This is a genomic window from Streptomyces sp. NPDC002446, assembly GCF_053595675.1.
On record NZ_JBSFYC010000039.1, the window covers coordinates 13,809 to 33,109 of the forward strand.

Annotated in this window: 17 protein-coding genes and 1 pseudogene; 10 read left to right on the forward strand and 8 right to left on the reverse strand. The window is 68.6% G+C overall.

Going from position 1 to position 19,301, the window contains the following annotated elements:
* Window positions 1-262 precede the first annotated feature (262 nt).
* The 3 genes from ACWD6P_RS22095 to ACWD6P_RS22105 all read left to right on the forward strand — a co-directional run bounded on the left by ACWD6P_RS22095 (window position 263) and on the right by ACWD6P_RS22105 (window position 3,308).
* Window positions 263-2,044: a hypothetical protein gene (locus ACWD6P_RS22095; RefSeq protein ID WP_451445852.1), complete on the forward strand. Its 1,782-nt coding sequence runs from the start codon at window positions 263-265 to the stop codon at window positions 2,042-2,044.
* A 75-nt stretch (window positions 2,045-2,119) separates the two neighbouring features.
* Window positions 2,120-2,647 carry a DinB family protein gene (locus tag ACWD6P_RS22100; RefSeq protein WP_451445853.1) on the forward strand — a complete coding sequence of 176 codons (528 nt, stop codon included), beginning with the start codon at window positions 2,120-2,122 and terminating at the stop codon, window positions 2,645-2,647.
* Between the two features lie 280 nt (window positions 2,648-2,927).
* Entirely contained in the window at window positions 2,928-3,308 is a 381-nt protein-coding gene (locus ACWD6P_RS22105) for a hypothetical protein (protein WP_451445854.1), read from the forward strand.
* Between the two features lie 63 nt (window positions 3,309-3,371).
* Here ACWD6P_RS22105 and ACWD6P_RS22110 read toward each other — a convergent pair whose 3' ends face one another.
* The 4 genes from ACWD6P_RS22110 to ACWD6P_RS22125 all read right to left on the reverse strand — a co-directional run bounded on the left by ACWD6P_RS22110 (window position 3,372) and on the right by ACWD6P_RS22125 (window position 9,630).
* Window positions 3,372-4,271 carry an SDR family oxidoreductase gene (locus tag ACWD6P_RS22110; protein WP_451445855.1) on the reverse strand — a complete coding sequence of 300 codons (900 nt, stop codon included), beginning with the start codon at window positions 4,269-4,271 and terminating at the stop codon, window positions 3,372-3,374.
* 102 nt (window positions 4,272-4,373) lie between these two features.
* Entirely contained in the window at window positions 4,374-5,891 is a 1,518-nt protein-coding gene (locus ACWD6P_RS22115) for a condensation domain-containing protein (protein ID WP_451445856.1), read from the reverse strand.
* Between the two features lie 704 nt (window positions 5,892-6,595).
* On the reverse strand, window positions 6,596-8,485 hold the full coding sequence (locus tag ACWD6P_RS22120; protein WP_451445857.1) for a hypothetical protein: 1,890 nt from the start codon (window positions 8,483-8,485) through the stop codon (window positions 6,596-6,598).
* Window positions 8,486-8,523: 38 nt separating this feature from the next.
* Window positions 8,524-9,630: an RICIN domain-containing protein gene (locus ACWD6P_RS22125; protein ID WP_451445858.1), complete on the reverse strand. Its 1,107-nt coding sequence runs from the start codon at window positions 9,628-9,630 to the stop codon at window positions 8,524-8,526.
* Window positions 9,631-10,179: 549 nt separating this feature from the next.
* On the opposite strand from ACWD6P_RS22125, the gene ACWD6P_RS22130 reads away from it, so the two are divergent.
* The 3 genes from ACWD6P_RS22130 (at window position 10,180) to ACWD6P_RS22140 (ending at window position 12,136) form a co-directional block, all read left to right on the forward strand.
* Complete coding sequence (locus ACWD6P_RS22130) at window positions 10,180-11,142, forward strand: quinone oxidoreductase family protein (protein WP_451445859.1); 963 nt, start codon at window positions 10,180-10,182, stop codon at window positions 11,140-11,142.
* 171 nt (window positions 11,143-11,313) lie between these two features.
* Window positions 11,314-11,643, forward strand: coding sequence for a VOC family protein (locus tag ACWD6P_RS22135; RefSeq protein ID WP_451445860.1), 330 nt, complete (start codon window positions 11,314-11,316; stop codon window positions 11,641-11,643).
* 274 nt (window positions 11,644-11,917) lie between these two features.
* Window positions 11,918-12,136, forward strand: a complete 219-nt coding sequence (locus ACWD6P_RS22140; protein ID WP_451445861.1) for an EF-hand domain-containing protein — start codon at window positions 11,918-11,920, stop codon at window positions 12,134-12,136.
* Window positions 12,137-12,443: 307 nt separating this feature from the next.
* Here the strand turns inward: ACWD6P_RS22140 and ACWD6P_RS22145 are convergent, their stop codons facing one another.
* A complete protein-coding gene (locus tag ACWD6P_RS22145; RefSeq protein ID WP_451445862.1) occupies window positions 12,444-12,764 on the reverse strand; it encodes a DUF6191 domain-containing protein in 321 nt (106 codons plus the stop codon).
* Window positions 12,765-12,921: 157 nt separating this feature from the next.
* Here ACWD6P_RS22145 and ACWD6P_RS22150 point away from each other — a divergent pair.
* Window positions 12,922-13,310, forward strand: a pseudogene (locus tag ACWD6P_RS22150) (helix-turn-helix domain-containing protein); the annotation flags it as partial.
* A 104-nt stretch (window positions 13,311-13,414) separates the two neighbouring features.
* Here ACWD6P_RS22150 and ACWD6P_RS22155 read toward each other — a convergent pair.
* A complete protein-coding gene (locus tag ACWD6P_RS22155; protein ID WP_451445863.1) occupies window positions 13,415-13,849 on the reverse strand; it encodes a VOC family protein in 435 nt (144 codons plus the stop codon).
* Between the two features lie 638 nt (window positions 13,850-14,487).
* Window positions 14,488-14,877, reverse strand: coding sequence for a VOC family protein (locus ACWD6P_RS22160; RefSeq protein ID WP_451445864.1), 390 nt, complete (start codon window positions 14,875-14,877; stop codon window positions 14,488-14,490).
* 189 nt (window positions 14,878-15,066) lie between these two features.
* Between ACWD6P_RS22160 and ACWD6P_RS22165 the strand changes: the two genes are divergently transcribed.
* Together ACWD6P_RS22165 and ACWD6P_RS22170 are read left to right on the forward strand one after the other, a co-directional pair.
* A complete protein-coding gene (locus ACWD6P_RS22165) occupies window positions 15,067-15,954 on the forward strand; it encodes a LysR family transcriptional regulator (protein ID WP_451445865.1) in 888 nt (295 codons plus the stop codon).
* A gap of 553 nt (window positions 15,955-16,507) precedes the next feature.
* The gene (locus ACWD6P_RS22170) at window positions 16,508-16,912 is read left to right on the forward strand and encodes a hypothetical protein (protein WP_451445866.1); all 405 of its coding nucleotides are present in this window, start codon (window positions 16,508-16,510) and stop codon (window positions 16,910-16,912) included.
* Window positions 16,913-16,920: 8 nt separating this feature from the next.
* On the opposite strand, the gene ACWD6P_RS22175 is transcribed toward ACWD6P_RS22170, so the two are convergent.
* The gene (locus ACWD6P_RS22175; protein ID WP_451445867.1) at window positions 16,921-17,505 is read right to left on the reverse strand and encodes a DinB family protein; all 585 of its coding nucleotides are present in this window, start codon (window positions 17,503-17,505) and stop codon (window positions 16,921-16,923) included.
* Window positions 17,506-17,732: 227 nt separating this feature from the next.
* Here ACWD6P_RS22175 and ACWD6P_RS22180 point away from each other — a divergent pair, with 227 nt between their 5' ends.
* A complete protein-coding gene (locus ACWD6P_RS22180) occupies window positions 17,733-18,566 on the forward strand; it encodes a DUF6461 domain-containing protein (protein ID WP_451445868.1) in 834 nt (277 codons plus the stop codon).
* Window positions 18,567-19,301 lie beyond the last annotated feature (735 nt).

Below are 19,301 nucleotides of genomic sequence, written 5' to 3' on the forward strand. Positions count from 1 at the left end.
GAATTACGGCATTGGCGAGTCCGCGGGCGACTGCACTGACGACATCCCTCGCCCGGGCACGACTACGGGCACGGGCGGCGGGCACGGCCACGGCCATGGAGGACTGCCACGCACACCGGGGGGCAGGCACGGGCACAGGCACAGGCACAGGCACAGGCTCCAAGGTCGCTGCCCGGCGGGAATTTCCTTCGCCGGTGACATCGTCGGCGTGTACTGTTCCGGGCATGACCAAGAGAATCGAGTCTTCCTCCAGCCGGTGAGCGTGGTCCACGAGCGCAGTGCGCTCGACCGCCCGGTTTCCCTGTTCGTACACGCGCAACGACTGTCCCGGCTGTATCCGGACCAACCGCTGCCTGACGGCGGCCGTCCCTGGCCCGATAGCGGTGACCACCACCCGAGTGTTTCCTCTCCGGAACGCAGGCTCGCCCTGGCCGCCGTACTGCGGGAGTTCATCGGCGATCCGACCCTGTCGGCGGCGGACCTTCACGAGCGGTGCGCGCACCTGGATGTCAGCACCAGGAACGTGACCAGAGTCGTGCCCGAGGTGGTGCCCGAACCCACGCAACGGCTTCTTGATGCGGCCCGCTGGCTCGTCAGGAACGGGTGGGATCGGCACGCGGTCCTCGTCGGGCTGGGTCTGCTGCGCGGCCACGCCGAACAGCGTGACGTCCCGACGATCAAGACTGTCGGGCTGTTGTCCTTCGCCGACCAGCTTGCCGCGGAGACTCTCGCGCAGATCCCGAGTGCGGCACACGATCTCATCTGGCTCGCTGAACGATCACGGCACTATCCGTGGGTCATCGCAGTCCGGGCGCTGGCCGGGCATGCGGACCCGATGGTGCGCGAGTGGGTGTTGTCGGCGCCCAAGGACCTGCTGTCCAGCGACTTCGCGCGGCAGATCGCCGAGGGGTGCGGGCTGGCGGAGATGCTCGGCCGGCCGGCGGTCGGCGATGTCCTGTGGGATCAGGCCGGGAACCTCCTGCTCGCGATGACTAGTACGCGCAACTACCAGTCCGAGATCGGCCGATACCAGGAAGCCCCGGTCGCGTATCAGCGCTGGGTCGCCCTCGCCGAACGGCGACCGGCGACGTTGGAGCGAGCCGCTCTGCTGGCCATGGTTGCCCAGGACCTGTGCACGGGGCCGGCGGCCCCGGTGGTTGGCGGGCTTCGCCGGTGCCTCATCGACCAGATCAACAACGTACTGTCCTCCCCGCCGTGGGCCGGGATGCTGGGCCGCAGTGCGGGTTCCAGCGTCCCGGTCGAGGCCCGGCGCGCCGCGTGGATCCTCAGCGAGGCCACCCGGAACGACATACCAGAGGGAAGGTTCGCGATCCGGGTCGTAGTGCCCGATCCGAATCCGGTCGGCTTCCCCCAAGTAGAGGCCAGGATCGCGATCGACGGGATGCCGATCGTCGCGGCCGCATTCGACAAGGGACCCGCCGAGATGCCCGAGCGGCTGGTCCACAAGGGGCAGCTGAGAGCCACGAGCGAACCGAGGGAGGTCATGCTCGCCGAGGCGTACTGCACAGAAGGGTGCTGCGGCGGGCTCTACACCACGATCGTGCGCGAGGGGGCGGAGGTGGTCTGGAAGGACTGGCGATCCTCGATGCCCGGCGATCCGCCGCAGGAGGTCCGGTTCGACGCGGCAGCGTACGACCGGGAGGTCGCCCGAGCCGAGCAGGACCACAGTTGGGAGTGGCCGGCCCGCACAGTGGCCCGGCTGGTGGGCGACCAGCTCCGCGCCGACCCGACGATCCTCGGCCGGTGGGACTGCGCACCCGGTTGGTGCACAGCCTGGTTGAAGGACTACGACAGCGCGCGCCTGACGTTCACCCACCCGGCTCGCAGGGGCTCCTTCAAGGACCCTTCCCTGCAGTTCGGCCTCGTGGTCGACGTGGCAGGCCGGGCCCCGGAGAGCCTCGCATCCGAGATCATCGAGTCGATGAGGAACACGGATCCGAAGTCCGTCGCAGAGATGATCGGCGGAGGTCGGGGCGCAGCTGAGAAGCTCGGGCTCGTCTACAGGAAACCAAGCCGCTGGTAGAGAGGCGGGCGATACGCGTGTTCGTCGCCAGCGAAGTCAGCCGTGGGTCACGGCCTCTCTTGCCAGGGTGTACTCATGAAGACGACACCGGATGGACGTCCCATCCCACCCGCCCACGCTGACGAGCGCGCCATGCTGAAAGCGTGGCTGGACTTTCACCGTGCGACTCTCGCCCTCAAGTGCACGGGCCTGAAGGATAATCAATTACGGCTTGCTGCAGCGTCACCCTCGCCGATAACGCTGCTCGGTCTCGTCCAGCACATGGCCGAGGTCGAGCGCAACTGGTTCCAGCGTGTATTCGCAGGCCAGGATGTGCCTCCGGTCTTCGGGCAGAACGATGGCGCCGGCTTTGCCCTTCGGCCGGACCGAGGGTTCGACGAGGTGATGTCTGCCTGGCAAGCGGAGATCGCTCAAGGACGCGAACTCATCGCTGACGCATCACTGGACGACTCCGGCCGCTTGTCCGAAGAGGATGCGGGTCACGTCGGCGAGCCGCGAGTCTCCCTGCGTTGGATCATGGTGCACATGATCGAGGAGTACGCACGGCACAACGGTCATGCCGATCTCATCCGCGAGCAGATCGACGGAGTCATTGGGGCATGAAGTGTGCTTGCGCGGTGGGAAGGACCGCGCAAGCCAGCCGACCGACCACCCAGTACCTGTTGCGGAGTGCGCGGCGGGTGGGGAATGCAGTTGATCGGGTTACGGCACCCATGGCGCGCCAGACTGCTGGTGGCCTGCACTGTCCTCGCCCTCGTCACAGCAGGGGTAACCCTGCTGCTGCGGGACGCGGCCCCTGCCACGTACGAGCCCCTGCCCAGCTGCCGAGATACTGGTGATCGCCTGCCCCATGGGGCAGCGGCCACAGAAAGGGAGCAGGCTCGTGACCGACCTGATGACGCTCGATGACGCTTTTCGCCTCCCGGAGGTGGCGGCCGCCCCGTCGGAGGCGCGCGGCCGCGCCGCGCAGATCGTCGTCACCGGGGCGCGCAGGGCCCAGCATCCGCACCGCACCACGTGGGCGCCGACCGACGGGACCGAGCCCCGTCCGGCCCCCGCCGAGGTCATCGACGGCGACGGCGAGATATGGCGGCGCAGCTCCCCCGCGGGCACCTGGCAGTTGCCGGGCTGGGACCACACCAGTCACGACGAACGCTGCGCGGACACCCTGAGCTGGCAGGAACTGGCCGACGAGTACGGGCCGCTGACGACGGTGGAGGACGACACGGCCGCCGAGGCCGCGCAGGGCAGATCAACGACATGATCAGCCCAACGCCCGCCTGACGGGGCGGATGCAGCCGGGCCGCTCCGCCCGGCCGCGTGCGGGTCAGCTCGCCCCTGGCCGGCCGCCGGTGACGGCGCCGAGGGCGCGGTCCAGGACGGCGTTGGGGAGCAGGCGCGACAGCACGGCGGCCGCCCGGGCATCGGGGCCGACGCAGTAGCGGGTCCGGGGCCGGGGAGCGGTCAGCGCCCGGAAGACGGTGCGTGCGAAGTGCTCCGGGCGTGTGGCGCTCGACCGCGCCCGTTGCTCGTTGTGGCGCAAGAACCGTTCGAAGGAAGCCCGGTAGGGGTCGGCGACGGTCGCGGCGGCCCCGTCGAGGATCTCCTCACCGGCCTGTCGTACCTTGTCCCAGATGGGGGTGGCGATCGCACCCGGCTTCACGACGGAGACACCGACGCCGAAGGGCCGCAGTTCGCGGCGGAGCGCGTCGCTCATCGCCTCCTTGGCGAACTGCCCCGTTGCGTAGGCGCCGAGGTAGGGGATTGCCACGCTGCCGAGTCCCGAGGAGACGTTGACGACGCGCCCGCGGCTGCGGCGCAGCTGTGGCAGGAAGGCCTGGGTGACGGCGAGGGCACCGACGACATTGGTGTCCAGCTGTGCCCGGAGCCGTTGCGGCGGCACGCACTCCAGCGGCGCCGACAAGCAGGTACCGGCGTTGTTCACCAGCCCCCACACGCCCTGTCCGCCCACGGCACTGGCGACCTCGGCGGCAGCGGCTCGTAGGGAGTCCTCGTCGGTCACGTCCATCAGGACCGGCTGCAGCCGTGCCCAGGGCGCCGCGGCGCGCAGTCGCTCGCCGTCCGCCGCCGTACGCACTGCGGCGAAGACCCGGAAGCCGCGCCGCCCCAATTGCAGCGCGCACTCCTTGCCAAGCCCGGAGGAGGCGCCGGTGATGACGACGGCGCGCCCGGCCGGTGGCAGGGGCGTGGGCTGATGGTTGAACACTGAGTTCTCCTTTTGAGGTGGGGGTGAGGGGTGGGGGTGGTGGAGTTGGGGTGGTGGAGTTGGGGGTGGGGGTGGGGAGGCGGGATGGGGCCGCTGGACGGGTCAGCCGGCGACGGGGGGTGCGCTGGACGCGGCCGAGATCGCGGACAGCAGGGTGCGTACGGATGCGTCGGCGAGGTGGCGGGCGCGTGGTGCGGACACGATGTGCTCGACGTAGCTGAAGTTCCAGGCGAGTTGGCGGTGGCTGGTGACGGCGGTGGCGACGACGGCGCCCGTCACCGAGATGCCCGCGACGATCTGGGTGTCGGACAGGCGCCAGGGGCCCACCCGGTCCGGGACATCGAAACGGCCGAGGTTGGAGAGGCACAGGTTGAGCGGCCCCTGCTCGTCCAGGTAGTGCATGAACGCCTCGGCATCGGCCGACGTCCTGGGCCCTGCCCGGTCCAGGAGGTTGACCAGGGCCAGGTGTTCCCCACGACTGCGGCGCTCGGCCAGGTCCCGGCTGATGGTGCGGGCCATGGGCCACAGTGGCGCGCCGGGCCGGTACAGGACGCGGGAGGGCAGGGTGGCCGCGTAGGTCCCGGCCTCGTCATAGGAGACGGCGGGGTCGAGTTCGGCGCGGAAGTCGAGTGGGGAGCCGATGGCGAAGTGGGCGGGTTGTGACGTTTCCGCCTCCAGGGCGACGGCAGTCACCATGGCGGCAGCGAGGGCTCCGTGCACCGTGGCGCCCTGCCGCTTGCAGGCGTCCACGAGCAGCTCCACTTCCCCGGCGGTCAAGAACCTGTGCACAAACCGGGTGCGCCGGTGGTGGAACGCAACCGGACGGCTCGCAACGACGCGCCGAGGCCGCAGTCGAGCGGTCTCCTGCGCATCGCGCTCCAGCAGTGCCGAGAGACCGGCAGCACCCGCCTCGCCCCGGTGGTGGCGCGGCAGCAGGTCTTCCGCGGCGGGCAGCGCCCGGTGCGACGTCCGTGACGGCTGCTCACCGCGGGCGAGCTGCGCGGCGATGTCGATCCACTCACGCAGCAGGGACAGACCCGTCATGCCGTCGGCTATACAGTGCGTCGCCGTCAGGAGCAGGTCGTGGACGTCCTCGCCGTGCTCGGCGCCCTCCTGCGTGAGGACGACGGCTCGCAGCAGCGGTCCGGTGCGCCAGTCGATGCCCTCGGCGAGCTCGTGCTCGTCGACCTCGTGTTCCCACCGCGTGTCGGCGTCGGGGTCCGCAGCCGATATCTGGACGTGCCGAAGCGGGATCGGCCGCCCGCCCACCGGACGGAACATGGCGGCCGCTGCTTCGTCGTCGCCGCTGATCGCGGTGCGCAGCAGGGGGTGTCGGGACTGGAGGACGTCCAGGGCGCGGCGCAGCAGCGATGCCTCCAGGCGGCCGTGGACCCGGGTGCGGACGACCCCGTTGAGCGGTGAGGTCCGGTCCGCGATCCAGTACCAGCGCTCCAGGGGGCTGAGGGCCCGCCGAACACAGGGTTCGGGCTCCGGGACGCCTGGGACGGCGTGCGCTTCCGAGTGGTGGGCGTGCTTCTGTTGGGACGTCAGCTGGAGGTGGAGGTGGTCGTCCCGGGCGTGCTCCCGTACGGGGGTGTCGGCCCGTTCCAGGTCGCTCATCGAACGGGAGGGGGCGATCACGGCTCCCGGTTCCGGAGCCGGTGCGCCAGCGCCAGCGCCAGTGCCAGCCCCGGCGCCAGCGGCAGCCCCGGCGCCAGCACCAGCACCAGCACCAGCCCGGATATCCCGTTGATAGGCCGTCAGCGGGTGCTGTGCTGCGGCGGCGTCTCCCGCCTGTACCTGCTGTACCTGCGACCCACGGGGGCCTGTTCCGGCAGTCGCGCTCGCGTTCCTCTTCATGATCAACATCATGCCTACCCGCGGGTAGCTCTGCCTCGGCCCCATGGGACACCGGAGCAAAAGGAGACGAAATCACGCCAAGGACCGCGAGCGTCCCTCCCGCACACATATCAGACCTGGGCGTTCGCCGGTCCACCGCAGTGATCTCTTCCGTCCGCCGGGAGGAAGCAGCCTCCTGACGTGCCCGCTACACCCGCGGCACACCCGCCGGAAGTTGTCCGAATGCGGCCAGGTCGGCTCGGCGCCTAGGGAGCATGGCCGCCGCTCGTGACCAGGCACACTCGGCAGCACCAAGGCCTGAACAGTCCTGCTGACTCCCGTAGTCCGACGGCTGGCAGCGTGCCGCCGCACAATACGGCCGCCGGGCCTCTGCGGGCCCGGCGGCCAACTGGGCGCCGCCGGTACAGGGTGGCCCCTCCCCCTGCCCCTGTACCGGCGGCGCGAGGACTGTGATCTACCGAGATCTACCGGCTGAAGAAGCGGCTGAAGCGTTCGATGCTGATCGTGCCGGCCTTCTTCGCGAAGGCGCCCACCGTGTCCCAGTTGCCCACAGTCTGGCCGATGTTGGCGGTCAGCGCGGTGCCGGTGGCCGCGTCCTTCGCCCTCTGGTCGACGGTGGAGCCGCTGGACAGTTCGATGACGAGAGGCACCTGGGTGGACAGGCTGACCGCCCCCTGCAGCACCTTCCCGGCGACCTGGCCCTGCCTGACGGTGCCCCCGACGACTCCGGCGCCCTTCTTGCCGAGGTAGTCGAAGAAGCGCGCGGCATCCGACGCGCCCTTGCCGGCGATCGCTCCGACGAAGGCCCGCCCGCCTTCGTTGATGATCACGTTGGCGACCTTGTTCATACGGGCCGCGGCCCAGGCACCCCTGGCGCCCTTGGCTATGGCGCCGATGGCCGGGAGGGCAGCCAGCGCATCCGCTCCGAGACCGGCGATCGTGGCGGCGTCCCAGTTACCCGAGATGGAGGCGGCCGCCGCGTGCGCGCCCAGCGAGCCCACAGCGGTGACGATGGCGATGGGGGCCATGATCGGTGTGAGCACCGGGATGAGGGCCAGGACGCCGGCGGCGGCGCTGACCAGTCCGAGGATGTCCCCGACGAAGCCCCAGAAGCCGCTCTCCTTCGCCTTCGCCTCGGCTTCGGCCCTGGCGCGCTCGGCGGCCCATTCCGCGGTCTTCTGGTACAGCCACTGCTCGTCCTTGCCCCGGGTGTCGATGATCTTTGCCAGCTCCCGGTCCACGAAGAAGCACTGGAGCTGGTACTCCGCCTGCACGGCCAGGACGGTGTCCACCAGGTCGTACAGCAGGCCGTCGGGGATGCGCTCCTTGGGGTAGCCGTGGTCCTGCAGCCGCCACAGCTCCATGTCGAAGCCCGACCCCTTGAAGGACGTGTCCTCGGGCCTCTCCCTCCCTTGCTCGTCCCAGTGGTTGAAGCCGAACACGTCGCCGCGTCGGCCGAGTTCGTGGGCGATCTCGGGGTCGTGGAAGTCCACGATGCTGCGCAGGGTATGGATGCGTCGGAAGGCGGGCGGCAGGTAGTCGCCCGCGGACGGGTCGACGTACGTGGCGTACACGCGGTTCACAAGGTCCTCGACAGCGTCCACGACGCGCTTGGCGCCGTCCGCAACGGGCTTGAAGCCCGGGAGGGACTTGAGCTTCTCAAGGAGTTCCTCATCGATGGGTTCGCCATCCCCGTCGCTCTCGCTGTTGGCTTCAGCGAGAGTCTCCGTCACCTTCGCCAGACCGGGGGTGTCTTTGAGGTGGTTGGCGATCACACGCCCCACGAGCTGTTCGCCCTCATTCACCGGCCTGGACAGCCGCGAGTCGAGCTCGTCATCATCCGGCCACCGCTCAGTCTGGGAGACGTGAGCGTCGGCATGAGGGGCTTCCTGCTGCCACTTGGCCACCACGTCCTTGGCTATGCGGTCGCGTTTGTCGTCCGTGAGCCACGAGGCCGCCGCGTTCCACGGGTTGTGGCCGGCTACGAGATCGACCGCGCGGCGGGCGGCGGTCTGGTTGAGGGAGGCGATGAACGCCTCGGCCTGCGCGCGGGCCTGGGGGGACGAGGCCACGTAGGCGCGGTATTTCTCGTCCAGCCAGTGCAGGGCGGCGACGATGCGCTGTTCCTGGTAGATGAAGGAGCGCAGGAGCTGGGCTATGCGATACCGGTCCGCGGCGTGCAGGGAGTTGGGGTTCCAGCCCCACATCTGCACGGCTTCGCCCTCCCTCTCAAGGAACCGGTTGAGCTCCTTGTGGGCGGCCTGCACGACCAGGTCGTGCACGGAGGCGTTGTAGCCGAGGTGCTGCAGCTGGGTGTCGGCTTCGCGTTCGGGTGTGTACAACGGCTTCGTCATGACGGAATTCCCTTTGGGTGCGTGGCGGCAGGCGGCTGTCAGGTGAAGGCGATGGTGCTGCAGACTCCGGCCAGGATGTCGACGCAGTGGTCCCAGTCGGCGAGGTTCTCGGTGGCGATGGAGAAGTCCGCCATCGCCAGCCGGCCCGGGATGGGCACGAAGACATGCAGCTGGCGCACCACGGTGGGCTGGTCGTCGTTCGCGAGGAGGTTGACCGGCTTTTCGACCTTGGTGTCCTGGGTCAGCAGTACCGCGGGCCCCGTGGGCAGCACGGAGACACCGACCTCGGCCTCGGGGTGGATCGCGCCCAGCGTGCGTGCCAGGCGGGTGACCGTGTGCTCGTTGGCCAGCTCACTGGGCCTGGCGACGACCGTCAGCATCACCGAGCTCAGATGCTGCTTCTCCGGGGGAGCGTCCGTCGGGGTCTTGGCTAGCAGGACGCCGGCGTAGACGGCACCGGCCGCGGTCAGCATCTCGTACATCGTCTGCTGCGCCAGGACGGCGTGGGCGAGCTCGTCCTGCGACGGCCGGCTTTCGAGCTGCCCGAGCCGTTCGAGCAACAGGTTGGTGTTCTCCTCCGCGGACCCCGCGAGGTCGAGGGAGTGGAACTGCTCGGGGACGGAGAACGTCAGCGGCAGTTCCACCCCGGTCCGGGCCTCCGCCGAGGGGATCCGTTCGAAGGACCACTGCCGGTACGCGTGGGAATCCGACGGGTCGTCCCACACCTCCGCCCGGGCTCCCGCCTCATGGCTGTGGCTCACGATGTTGAGCCAGTGGCCCCCGCCCACGCACTTCAGCGTCCAGGCATCACCATCCGGGGTGCTCTCCTTGGTGATCTCCCACATGTAGCTGTCGGCGTGATCCGGCTCGTAGACGAACTCCTCGAGCAGGGTGCTGGCGGAATGGCTGTGCCCGGTGGGGTGCAGGTACGACTGCCGCCGCTGCATATTGCGCAGCATGAAGCGTCCCTGGGCGTTTCCCTGCCGTAACTCCCACAGCTGTGTCTGGCGTGCCTCGCCCTCCCGCAGGGGCTGCAGCTCAACGGTTCCGTGCTCTGCGCGTTGCTCGTTGGGCTTCCCGGTCAGGTACAGACCGGTCTTCTTGTTCTTGATCAGGTACTGGCTGCCTTCGATCAGGTCACTCACAAACCCTCCCCATTCACTCGTTCGGAGCAGTAACTCCACAGAACAGCGGGATGCGCAAACCCCCGTTACCGCGCAGTAGGGCAAGATCAGCCAGCATCAGACGGCCGGCGCACCCCGCCCCGCGTGTCACAAGCGACCGATTCCTCGCCTCCGCGCCCCACTCATACGCCGCAGCCAGCCCTGCTTGTACTGCAACAACGGCCGGCAGAAGCCGTCCGAGACGGCAGCCGAGTCGTCATGCCGCCCTGCGGCGAGAAGACGCAGTCGTGGGCACTCCGAGGCTGACTGGATCACATTCACCTGATCGAGTGATGGCATCGACCGCTAGACAGCCACGGGGCGGCGGGCGCAGCGGGTGGCTGTCCAGTGGCCGTCCGAGCTCGGCAGCCGGGCCTGCACCCTATGAGGGTCACGCCGGCGCAACCTGGTGGTGGCACACCCAGGATGAACGGACACTGCCCGGGCCGCTGACGAAGCCGCAGGATCACTGCCATGAACAGCAACGACACGCGCACGTACACGCATACGCACACGCATACGCACACGCACATGAAGGCAGTGACCATTCCCGAGTTCGGCGACGCCGAGGTGCTCCGCGTCGACACCGTGCCGATCCCCACCCCCGGCCCGGGCCAGGTCGCCATCGACGTCGCCTACGCGGGTGCGAACTTCGCCGAGGTCCTCTACCGGCGCGGTGTGGTCGACGTGCCGCTGCCCTTCGTACCCGGCATCGAGGTCGCCGGACGCATCCGTGCCGTCGGCGAGGGCGTACAGGACCTGCGGCCCGGCCAACCGGTGGCCGCCTTGACGATCGTCGATTCCGGCGGCTACGCCGAGGTGGCGGTCACCTCGGCCGACCTGGTCGCCCCCCTGGACGGCCTGGCCATCGGGCTGGAGACGGCCGCGGCTCTGCCGTCCAACAGCACCACCGCCTTCCTGGTACTCGACCGGGTGGCCCGCATCGCTCCCGGCGAGAGCGTCCTGGTGCACGCCGCGGCCGGCGGTGTGGGCAGCCAACTCGGCCAGGCCGCCCGCCTGCTGGGCGCGGGCCGCGTGGTCGGCACGGTCGGCAGCACCACCAAGATCGACACCGCCAAGAGCTTCGGATACGACGAGGTGATCCAGCGAGACCAGGTGGCCGACGCGGGCGAGTTCGACATCGTGGTCGACATGGTCGGCGGCCCGACCCGCCGAGCCAGCCTGGACCGGCTGGCCCCGATGGGGCGCCTGGTGGTCATGGGCAATGCGTCAGGCGCCGAGGACGTCGGCGTCCCGGCCAACGAACTCTGGTTCACCAACAAGACGGTCTCCGGCTTCAACCTGGCCGCCTTCGCCGCCGCCTACCCCGCCGAGGTGGGACGAGCGTTGCGCCACGCGGTGGAGGCCTCAGCCAAGGGAGAGCTGCAGGTGCAGGTCGAAGCCCTGCCTCTGGAACGAGCGGCCGAAGCGCACCGTCGGATCGAGACGGGGGCAACCACCGGCAAGCTGGTACTCGACGTCGCCGCACTGTGACCTGCCGCGCCCCACGCCCCGGGCACAGTTCCATCCGCAGAGACCGTGGCGCACACCGTCAGAATGTGCTGCACATCGTCCACGCCTTTGCCGACGCACTCGACGACCGTCTGCGCAACGACCAGGCAACCGCCCCACGCGCCGCCCCTCCTACGCAACGGAGAATCCACCATGACCACCGCGTCCGCGACCCCTGCGTCCGCCGCGCGCATCGCGCTCATCGTCCTCTACAGCGATCACCTCGAGGAAGCCCGCAGTTTCTACACCGGCTTGGGGCTGACCTTCGTCCCGGAGCAACACGGGAAAGGGCCGCTTCACTACGCGGCCACACAGGCGGACGACACTGTGATCGAGCTCTACCCGGCGACGGAGGCCAGGCCGGCCTCCAGCGTGCGGCTGGGATTCACGGTCGACGGCCAGAGCGTGGAGCCGCCGCTGGCTCCCGGTCGGCATGTGGTGCAAGATCCGGACGGCCGGGCCGTCGAACTGTACGCATCATGAAGCGAGGTTCATGGAGACACCGACGTGTCTCGGCACACGAGCCTCGGCTCGTCCGGCGGACACGACGATGCGGAAACGACGATGCAGACACGACAATGCGGACACGACGATTTCGTGCCGGTCCGGTCTGGGACCTGATCAGCGGCGAGCAGCTGGGACAGTCCCTCGCCGGTATCAGCCGGTCGTCGAGTTAGGCGGGGTGGGCGCGCCCGGGTCACTCTGGGCGGACGGATAACCTGGGCCCGTCAGCGAAGATCGCAGAAGGGCAGAGCACATGGCAGACATCGTGGAGACGGCGGCGCGGAAGGTCTTCGAGCGCTACGACATCGACGGGGACGGCCAGGTCACCGCGGACGAATACCGGAAGGTCGTGGCGGAGCTGGAGGGTTCGGAGATCAGCGAGTCGGAGGCCCAGGAGCTGATCGACTCGCTCGACACCGACGGCGACCGCAAGATGTCCTTCGAGGAGTTCTGGGCGGCCATGAATCGCTGACACTGCCGGGTCCGGCACATGAACCTGCCGGACCCGGTCCGTCTCCCGCCGATTCCAGGGGTGGGGCCGTCGCTGAACACTGCATCCGCTGGATCGCTGCACGGTCGAGTGTCATCGCGACCAGCGAGGGTTGCAGGTCGCCCGCTGCCAGAGCGCGACGACCGACGAGCATCGCGGTGCGGTCCACCGCTTAGAGAAACGCATCCTGCCAGGGACGCCGCACCCAGGGTTTGAGCAGGAGACGGCGCTGCAGGCATCCCTGAAACGCTCAGACTGCTTGGCGCCTCGAAGACTGACCAGCGAGCGCTTAGCGGCGCCTGATCACCGCCCGTCCTGCCGTCAGATCCACATCGGTGGCGTGCTGTGGTGCACCGGCCTGGCTGTCATGACGTACCAACTGGTCCGTGCGGCGCTGTGCAATCTCCACCCGCTTGTTCGGGTTGAGGGCCGCAGCCAGCTCGTCGGCGACAGCCGCCCCAGCGCCGCTTCCGCCCCCGCCCGTCGTCAATCGGCTCACGAGCTGCCGCAGCCACACGGGACGACCGGTGCGCAACACCAGGCGCCGGGCGCCGGACAGTAGGAGGGGCACGACGATCACAAGCGTCATGAGCAGGGAGACGATCAACATCAGAACCATGCCAGGCCAACGCCTAACCCTGCGTCAGCCGTTCCCAGCATCGGCTCCGCCCTGCGGTTCTGCGCCGGTTCTGCGGCGGCTCTGCGGCGCGGCTGGGCAAGGCGGCGCTCCTGCTCTTCCAGCACGACCGCGGCCAGGAAGCGGCGCTCAGCGCGAGGGTGCGAACCCGGTACGCAAGCGCCGCCCGTAGTGCCTGCCCCGGGAACACCGGATCCTGCTAGTAGCGACCTGCTGGCGTACGAACTCGACGCTGCGGCAGCTCGCCCCGCTGTTCGGGGTGTCGAAGTCGGCCGCTGACCGCATCATCGGCCACCTCGGGCCGTCCCCCCTCGCACTCCAGCCAGCCCCGCAAGCAGTTCCGCAAGGACGCCGTGCTGACGGACGGCGGCTACCGGGGCATCAGCCTGGGTCATCCCGCATCCCCGCGAACGCAACCAGACCGAGAAGATCCTTCGCGACTGCCGTCCGAAGGGCGACGGCAGTCACACTGCAATGCTCGGCATCGCCCGACTGCACAACCCTTCCCTCACGGGATAACTCCCGATAACTCCCGATAACTCCCGCCCCGTACGAGACCACCTTTAAGGGAGGCCCAAGGAAGACGGCTCCCCACCTCGCCGTCTCGGAGGGTGCTCAGTCGCTCAGTCGAGACAGAACTCGTTGCCCTCGATGTCCTGCATCACCATGCACGACTCGTCGACGCCATCGGCACGCAGTAGTCGCACGCGTACCGCGCCGAGCGCGACCAGTCGTGCGCATTCGGCTTCAAGTGCGGCGAGGCGCTCTTCACCCACGAGCCCGGTGCCGACCCGCACATCAAGATGCAGCCGATTCTTGACGACCTTGCCTTCGGGAACGCGCTGGAAGTACAGTCGCGGGCCCACACCTGAGGGATCACTGCAGGCGAACGCTGAACCCTGCCGCTCAGGCGGCAGCGAGCGGTCGAATTCGTCCCAAGTGGTGAACCCCTCCGGTGGCGGTGGTACGACGTACCCCAACACCTCGCACCAAAAACGAGCGACGCGCTCAGGTTCTGCGCAGTCGAAGGTAACTTGGAACTTCTTGATCGATGACATCGGCGCACCATAGCAGGGGTGCTCTGTTGCTCATCTCCCGGTAGGAATCAGCACGTTGACGAGGTTGATCCTTGCGAGCCGCTGCTGCGTCGTGCGGTCGCAGGGGGTGCCCCGATGTCGATGCCGATGCCGATGCCGATGCTGCTAAGGGGTTGCCCGTCGTTCCGGACCAGGCCGTCGGCCGCGGCTATCGCCGTGTTTCCCGAGGACAGCCTGCCGACCCGGGTCCGCGCCTACGGAGAAGACTCCTCCCGCTAACGTCTCGAGGTGACGGCCGGTCAGTGGGCCAACGATGCCCAGACGGCGCTTCGGCCCCCTGGTGGTGCTCGACCGGTCCTCCTCCGCCGCCCATCGGCTACGAAGGGCAAGCCGCACAAGCTCACCCCGGCCAGAGTCCGCCGGGGGTTCCGGAACCTGCGCGCGAAGAGCCCCGCACCAGCAAGCGGGTGCATCGAAGCCGCCCCACCCCCGGCCCAGGCGCCCACCCGGCTCGAAAATCCGCCGACCCACACGACGTCACGATGCTGTCGGACACGTCCTGGCCACCGGCGAGGCGTACACCCGACCAGTCCGTCGCAAGAAGGCACCAAACCGCAACCGCAGCACACTGGTGAAGCCACTAAATGACGAGCTCGAGCTCAGGCGTCCTGCGGATACCAACGCAGTTCCACGGTGTTGCCGTCCGGGTCCTGCACATAGAGGGAGACCGCGGTGCCTCGTGCGCCGAAGCGCTCGCCAGGACCGTCGAGGACGGTGAAGACGCCGGAATCGATGACCTGCTGCCAGTCGAGCGGCTCAACCACCAGGCAGATGTGGTCGACGTTGGAGCCCTCCGGCCGCCCCTCGGGCGTCTCGACGAGGTCGATGATGGTGGTGGGGCTCACCCGCACGGACGGGAAGGAGACCTTGCCGGCCCGCCACTCCCCCACCCGCACCGGTTCGAGCCCCAGCGGGCCGGTGTAGAAGGCGAGTGAGCGCTCGATGTCGGCGACGTTCAGGACGAGGTGGTCGAAGGCAATCACGCGCATGGGTGTCTCCACGGGGTCGGGGCGTCGGTTGTCGTACGACGGGGCCGGCGCGCCCCGGGCCTCGCCGGTCCGGGGCGGTGGCTGGTCGCTGACCGCCGTGGCCCGCCGTTGACTTCAGCATCGCCGAGCAGGCATCCATCGGTCCAACACATGCTTGTCATCCAATCCATCGTGTTTCACGATGGATCAATGGATCTCCAGCAGATGCGCTACGTCCTCGCGGTGGCGGACACCGCCAGCTTCACCCGTGCCGCCGAGCGATGCCACGTCGTCCAGTCCGCACTCAGCCACCAAGTCGCCCGGCTGGAGAAGGAACTGGGCGCCCGGCTGTTCGAACGGACCAGCCGCCGGGTTCGGCTGACCACCGCGGGAGAGGCCTTCCTGCCCGCCGCCCGCCAGGCCCTGGAGGCGGCCGACCGGGCCCGGGCGGAGGTGGCGGCGGCCACCGGCGAGATACGGGGCAAGTTGACTGTCGGATCGATCCCCACCGTGGCGGCCGTCGATCTCCCGGCGGTGCTCAGGGATTACCGCCTGCGCTACCCCCAGGTGCGGATCAGTCTGCGGACCGCCTCCAGCGAGCGGCTCGTCGAGCAGGTGCGCGACGGCCAACTGGACGCGGCATTCCTCGGCGTACAGCCCGGATTCCAGCCTCAGGGCGTCCGCGACAAGGAACTCGCCCACGGGCGGCACGTCGCCGTGGTCGCCCCGGGCCACCCGCTGGCCACCGAACACGAGGTGGACCTCCGCCTCCTCGCCGAGGAGGTGTTCGTCGACTTCGCCGGCGGGAGCGCCGCCCGCGCCCAGTCGGACCAGGCGTTCGCGGCGGCCGGTCTGCGGCGCGAGGTTGCCTTCGAGGTGTCCGGCGTCGAGCTCATGGCCCGGATGGTCCGCCATGGACTGGGCATCGCCCTGCTGCCCGCGACGTTCGCCGCCGAACTGCCCGGCCTGCGGAGTGTGCCGGTCACCAACGGGCCGGTACGGGTGGAACGTCTCGTCTGGAGCCGGTTCACCCCGTCACCCGCAGCCTCCGCCTTCCTTGCCATGCTGGGCGTCGGCACGCCGCCTCCGGCCGCATGACCGAACTCGTCACCGACGGCACGGAGTTCCCTTCCTCAGCCAACTGCCCGCCGACCAGCGCACTGCATTTGCCTACGAGGATTTCCTCGACCATTCCGCCGAAGAGCTGACCCGCCTCTGGCCGAGTTCATCGGCGTCCGGACTAAGGGAGAGTTGCGCCCCAGGCACCCGTGTTGGGGAGGCAGGACCGAGCCGGTGAGAATCTCGTTCTCGTTCCCTTCGGGCCGTGCTCGCTCCGCCGCCCACCGGTGCCAGACCGCAGCGTGTGGTCGGAGCCGATGGTCTCGGAATTCGTCAGATTCGAGGGGGACGCAGCTGCCCTTGATGAAGACATGGGTGAAAATGTCTCTAGGTCTTCGCCCCTCGCCAGCGGCCGGTTCGCTGCCGCTGCCGGCGCCGACGGTGCGGATGTCGCCCCGAGGACATTGGCGGAGCTCGGTGCCGCCGACGTTCGGCACGTCGCCCGCCACCGCGCATCGCCGCTTCACCGTATGGACCAAGGCCGGCCTGTGGCGTCGGCTGCATCGGGCGGTGCTGGACGCTCGCCGTCGCCGTGTCCGGCGCGAACATGCACGACAGCCTCGCCCTCAAGCCGCTCATCCGCGGCATACCCGCCGTCCGGTCCCGCCGGGGACCACGGCGGCGCCGACCCGTCAAACTCCGCGCGGACAAGGCATACTTCTCGTACTTCTCCGCCGAACACCTGGTCTGGCTGCGCGAGCGCGGGCTTGTCGCGCGCATCGCGCGGCCCGGCATCGAGTCCGGCGAACGCCTCGGTCGGCACCGCTGGAAGATCGAACGGTCGATCGTCTGGCGCTTCGGCTACCGCCGCCTCACCGTCCGATACGAAACCGTCCGATACGAACGAAAGGGCTCGCGCTTCCTCGCCTTCCTCGCCTTCATCGGCCTGGCCGCCGCCCTGACCTGCTACGAGAAGCTCGCGAAACTTGCCACGTGAGACAACCTCTAAGCCTTGATTGGTGCGGCCGACCTGGCGGCCTGCTCGATCTTCGCGCAGTAGGCTGCACGGGCTTCCTCGTCGATCTGCTTCTCGTGTTCGGCACGCAACCCGGTCCGGCCGTCGAGGCCCTCGCGCAGGATATCGGCGTGCCCGGCATGCCGTATGGACTCGCCGAGGACATGGACCATGATGGCGAACAGGTTCGCGTTGGGATAAGGCTCCGGCCACCACGGCACGTGGCCGGGGGCGTCGAGGGGAAGCTCGTTGATCGTCGCGTCCGAGTGTTCCCACGTGCGCCGGTAGAACCCGATGATCTGATCGCGGGTCTCGTCCTCGGTCGCCCACAGATCGCTACCGTTGGAGTCCTGCCACCGGGGCAGCGGTTCCGGGGAAGGGCGGTCGAAGACCTCGCCGAAGTACCTGGCCTCGACGGTGGCCACGTGTTTGACCAGGCCGAGGAGGTTGGTCCCGGTCACTGTCAAAGGTCGGCGGGCGTCGTACTCGGACAAGCCGTCGAGTTTCCAGAGCAGCGCCTTGCGGTCCCGCCGCAGTCTCCCGTGCAGGCTGCCTTTCGCGAATTCATCGATCATGCGGCATGAGCCTGCCACTGGCTGCTAGCGGTCTCAAGATCCCGTACGTGGTCCGGAACGACTGGCAGAGCCGAGGCCTGGCCATGGCGGTGCGGGGTGCCCGGCCTGGGCCCACTCCGCCGCCCTGACCTGCTACAAGAAGCTCGCGAAGCTTGCCACGTGAGACAACCTCTTAGGGTTTCGGTGAAAGTGCAGGGGATCTGCACGCGAACCTCGGGAGGGGCGCTGTGAGCGACGGGATTCAGTGGTTGATCGACGGGGACACCGGGATGGATCCGATGGTCGGTGTGGTCTTCGCTCGTGGCATCGATGCCCATGAGTTGGCGGTGCGGCTGGGGGCACCGGAGGGGCCGGGCGGCGATCCGATGACCGACGCCGAGATCTCTGATCTGGATGTGGAGGCATACAGGCCGGGCGAATCCGGTGACGGTGTGGTCCGCGTTGGCGAGCACGACGGGTGGGCCTTCGCGATCGAGTACGGCGACTGCGAGAGCCTGTCGCGCCTTGAGGAGGTCTCCCGCGAGGGCGTCGAGGCCGTGTACTACTCGCACAACCCCGAGCATCCGCCGACCATCGTCTTCTACGCGCGCGACGGCCGCAGCATCTGTGGCTTCGGGCTGGGGGAAGAGTGGGTCCGTTGGGGCGTGGAGCCCGATCTGCTGGTGCCCGATCTCGTCGCCGCCCGGATCCTCACGGCCGACGGCACCGCTCTTCGAGAGGACAAGAGCGACGATGACACCGATCGTCAGCGCCGCGCCCTGGCCGTCTTCGAGGAACGCTTCCGCCTCTCCTTGCCCCAAACCGTGTTCACCGCTGCCCGTCTTCCCGTGCACGCGGTCAACGCGGCGCCTGCTCCGGACTTCGATGCTGTATGCGCCTGGGCGGCCGCCAACGACCGTCCCGTCCCCGACGCGCGCCTTGGTCTCGTTCCCGCTCGTCTGCGCCGGTCTTACGTGCGTGCCACGGACCCTCAGTGGCAGCAGCGCCTCGGTTACAGGGCCGCGGGGCCGGCCGTCGGCGAGTTCCACGCAAGCGGGGTCTTGAGGAACGCTTCGGAGTAGTTTCTTCCGCTGAGTGCGACGGTCCCGCCAGACATCACGAGCAGATTCACGCCATACATCACAGTGCGTTATCACCGCACCGCAAGTAGGAATACGGTCTGTCGATTTCCGCGAATCCGTCCGCACGGAGTCGCTCGACGCACTCGTCACGCCCGAAACCGTCGACGTACTGAGCAGCGCGCCCCACTTCCTGGCCCCCGAACTCCCCACTCCCCTCCGGCACTCCTTCGGGCGATCGCAGCCTCCGCCGACGCCGTTCCCGGCCTGCAGCGCGAAGCAGGTCCGCCGGAACGCACCGTCGCCGATGCCGCGGACGAGCCGGGCGGATTCCACTCGTGGGCCACGGCAGCGCTCGCGAGACTGGTTACTGCAACCGGAAGACGAGATTCGATCGTGGAACCTCTTCGCCGATGAGCCAAGAGAAGGGACAGAGGGGTATCCCACGTGTCGTTCCTCCAGAACTATGCAGGTAAGTGCATGAATCGCTTCCTCATCTGCATCAATGAATCCTTGCGAAGTCCCCTGTTTCTGGCCACGATTGAGTGCATCAAGACGCCTTATAGGCTGCTGAGGTCCATGCAATCCAATCCGATACTGCATGGACAAGGACGTCACGACCTGAAGTGATCGATTTGGAGGAAAAGTTGATGCGAGTAAAGCGTCATGTTCTGGCTGTTGGAATAGCTGCCGCGATATTGTCCGGAGGTGGCGTCGCCACGGCGGGTCCTGCCAGTG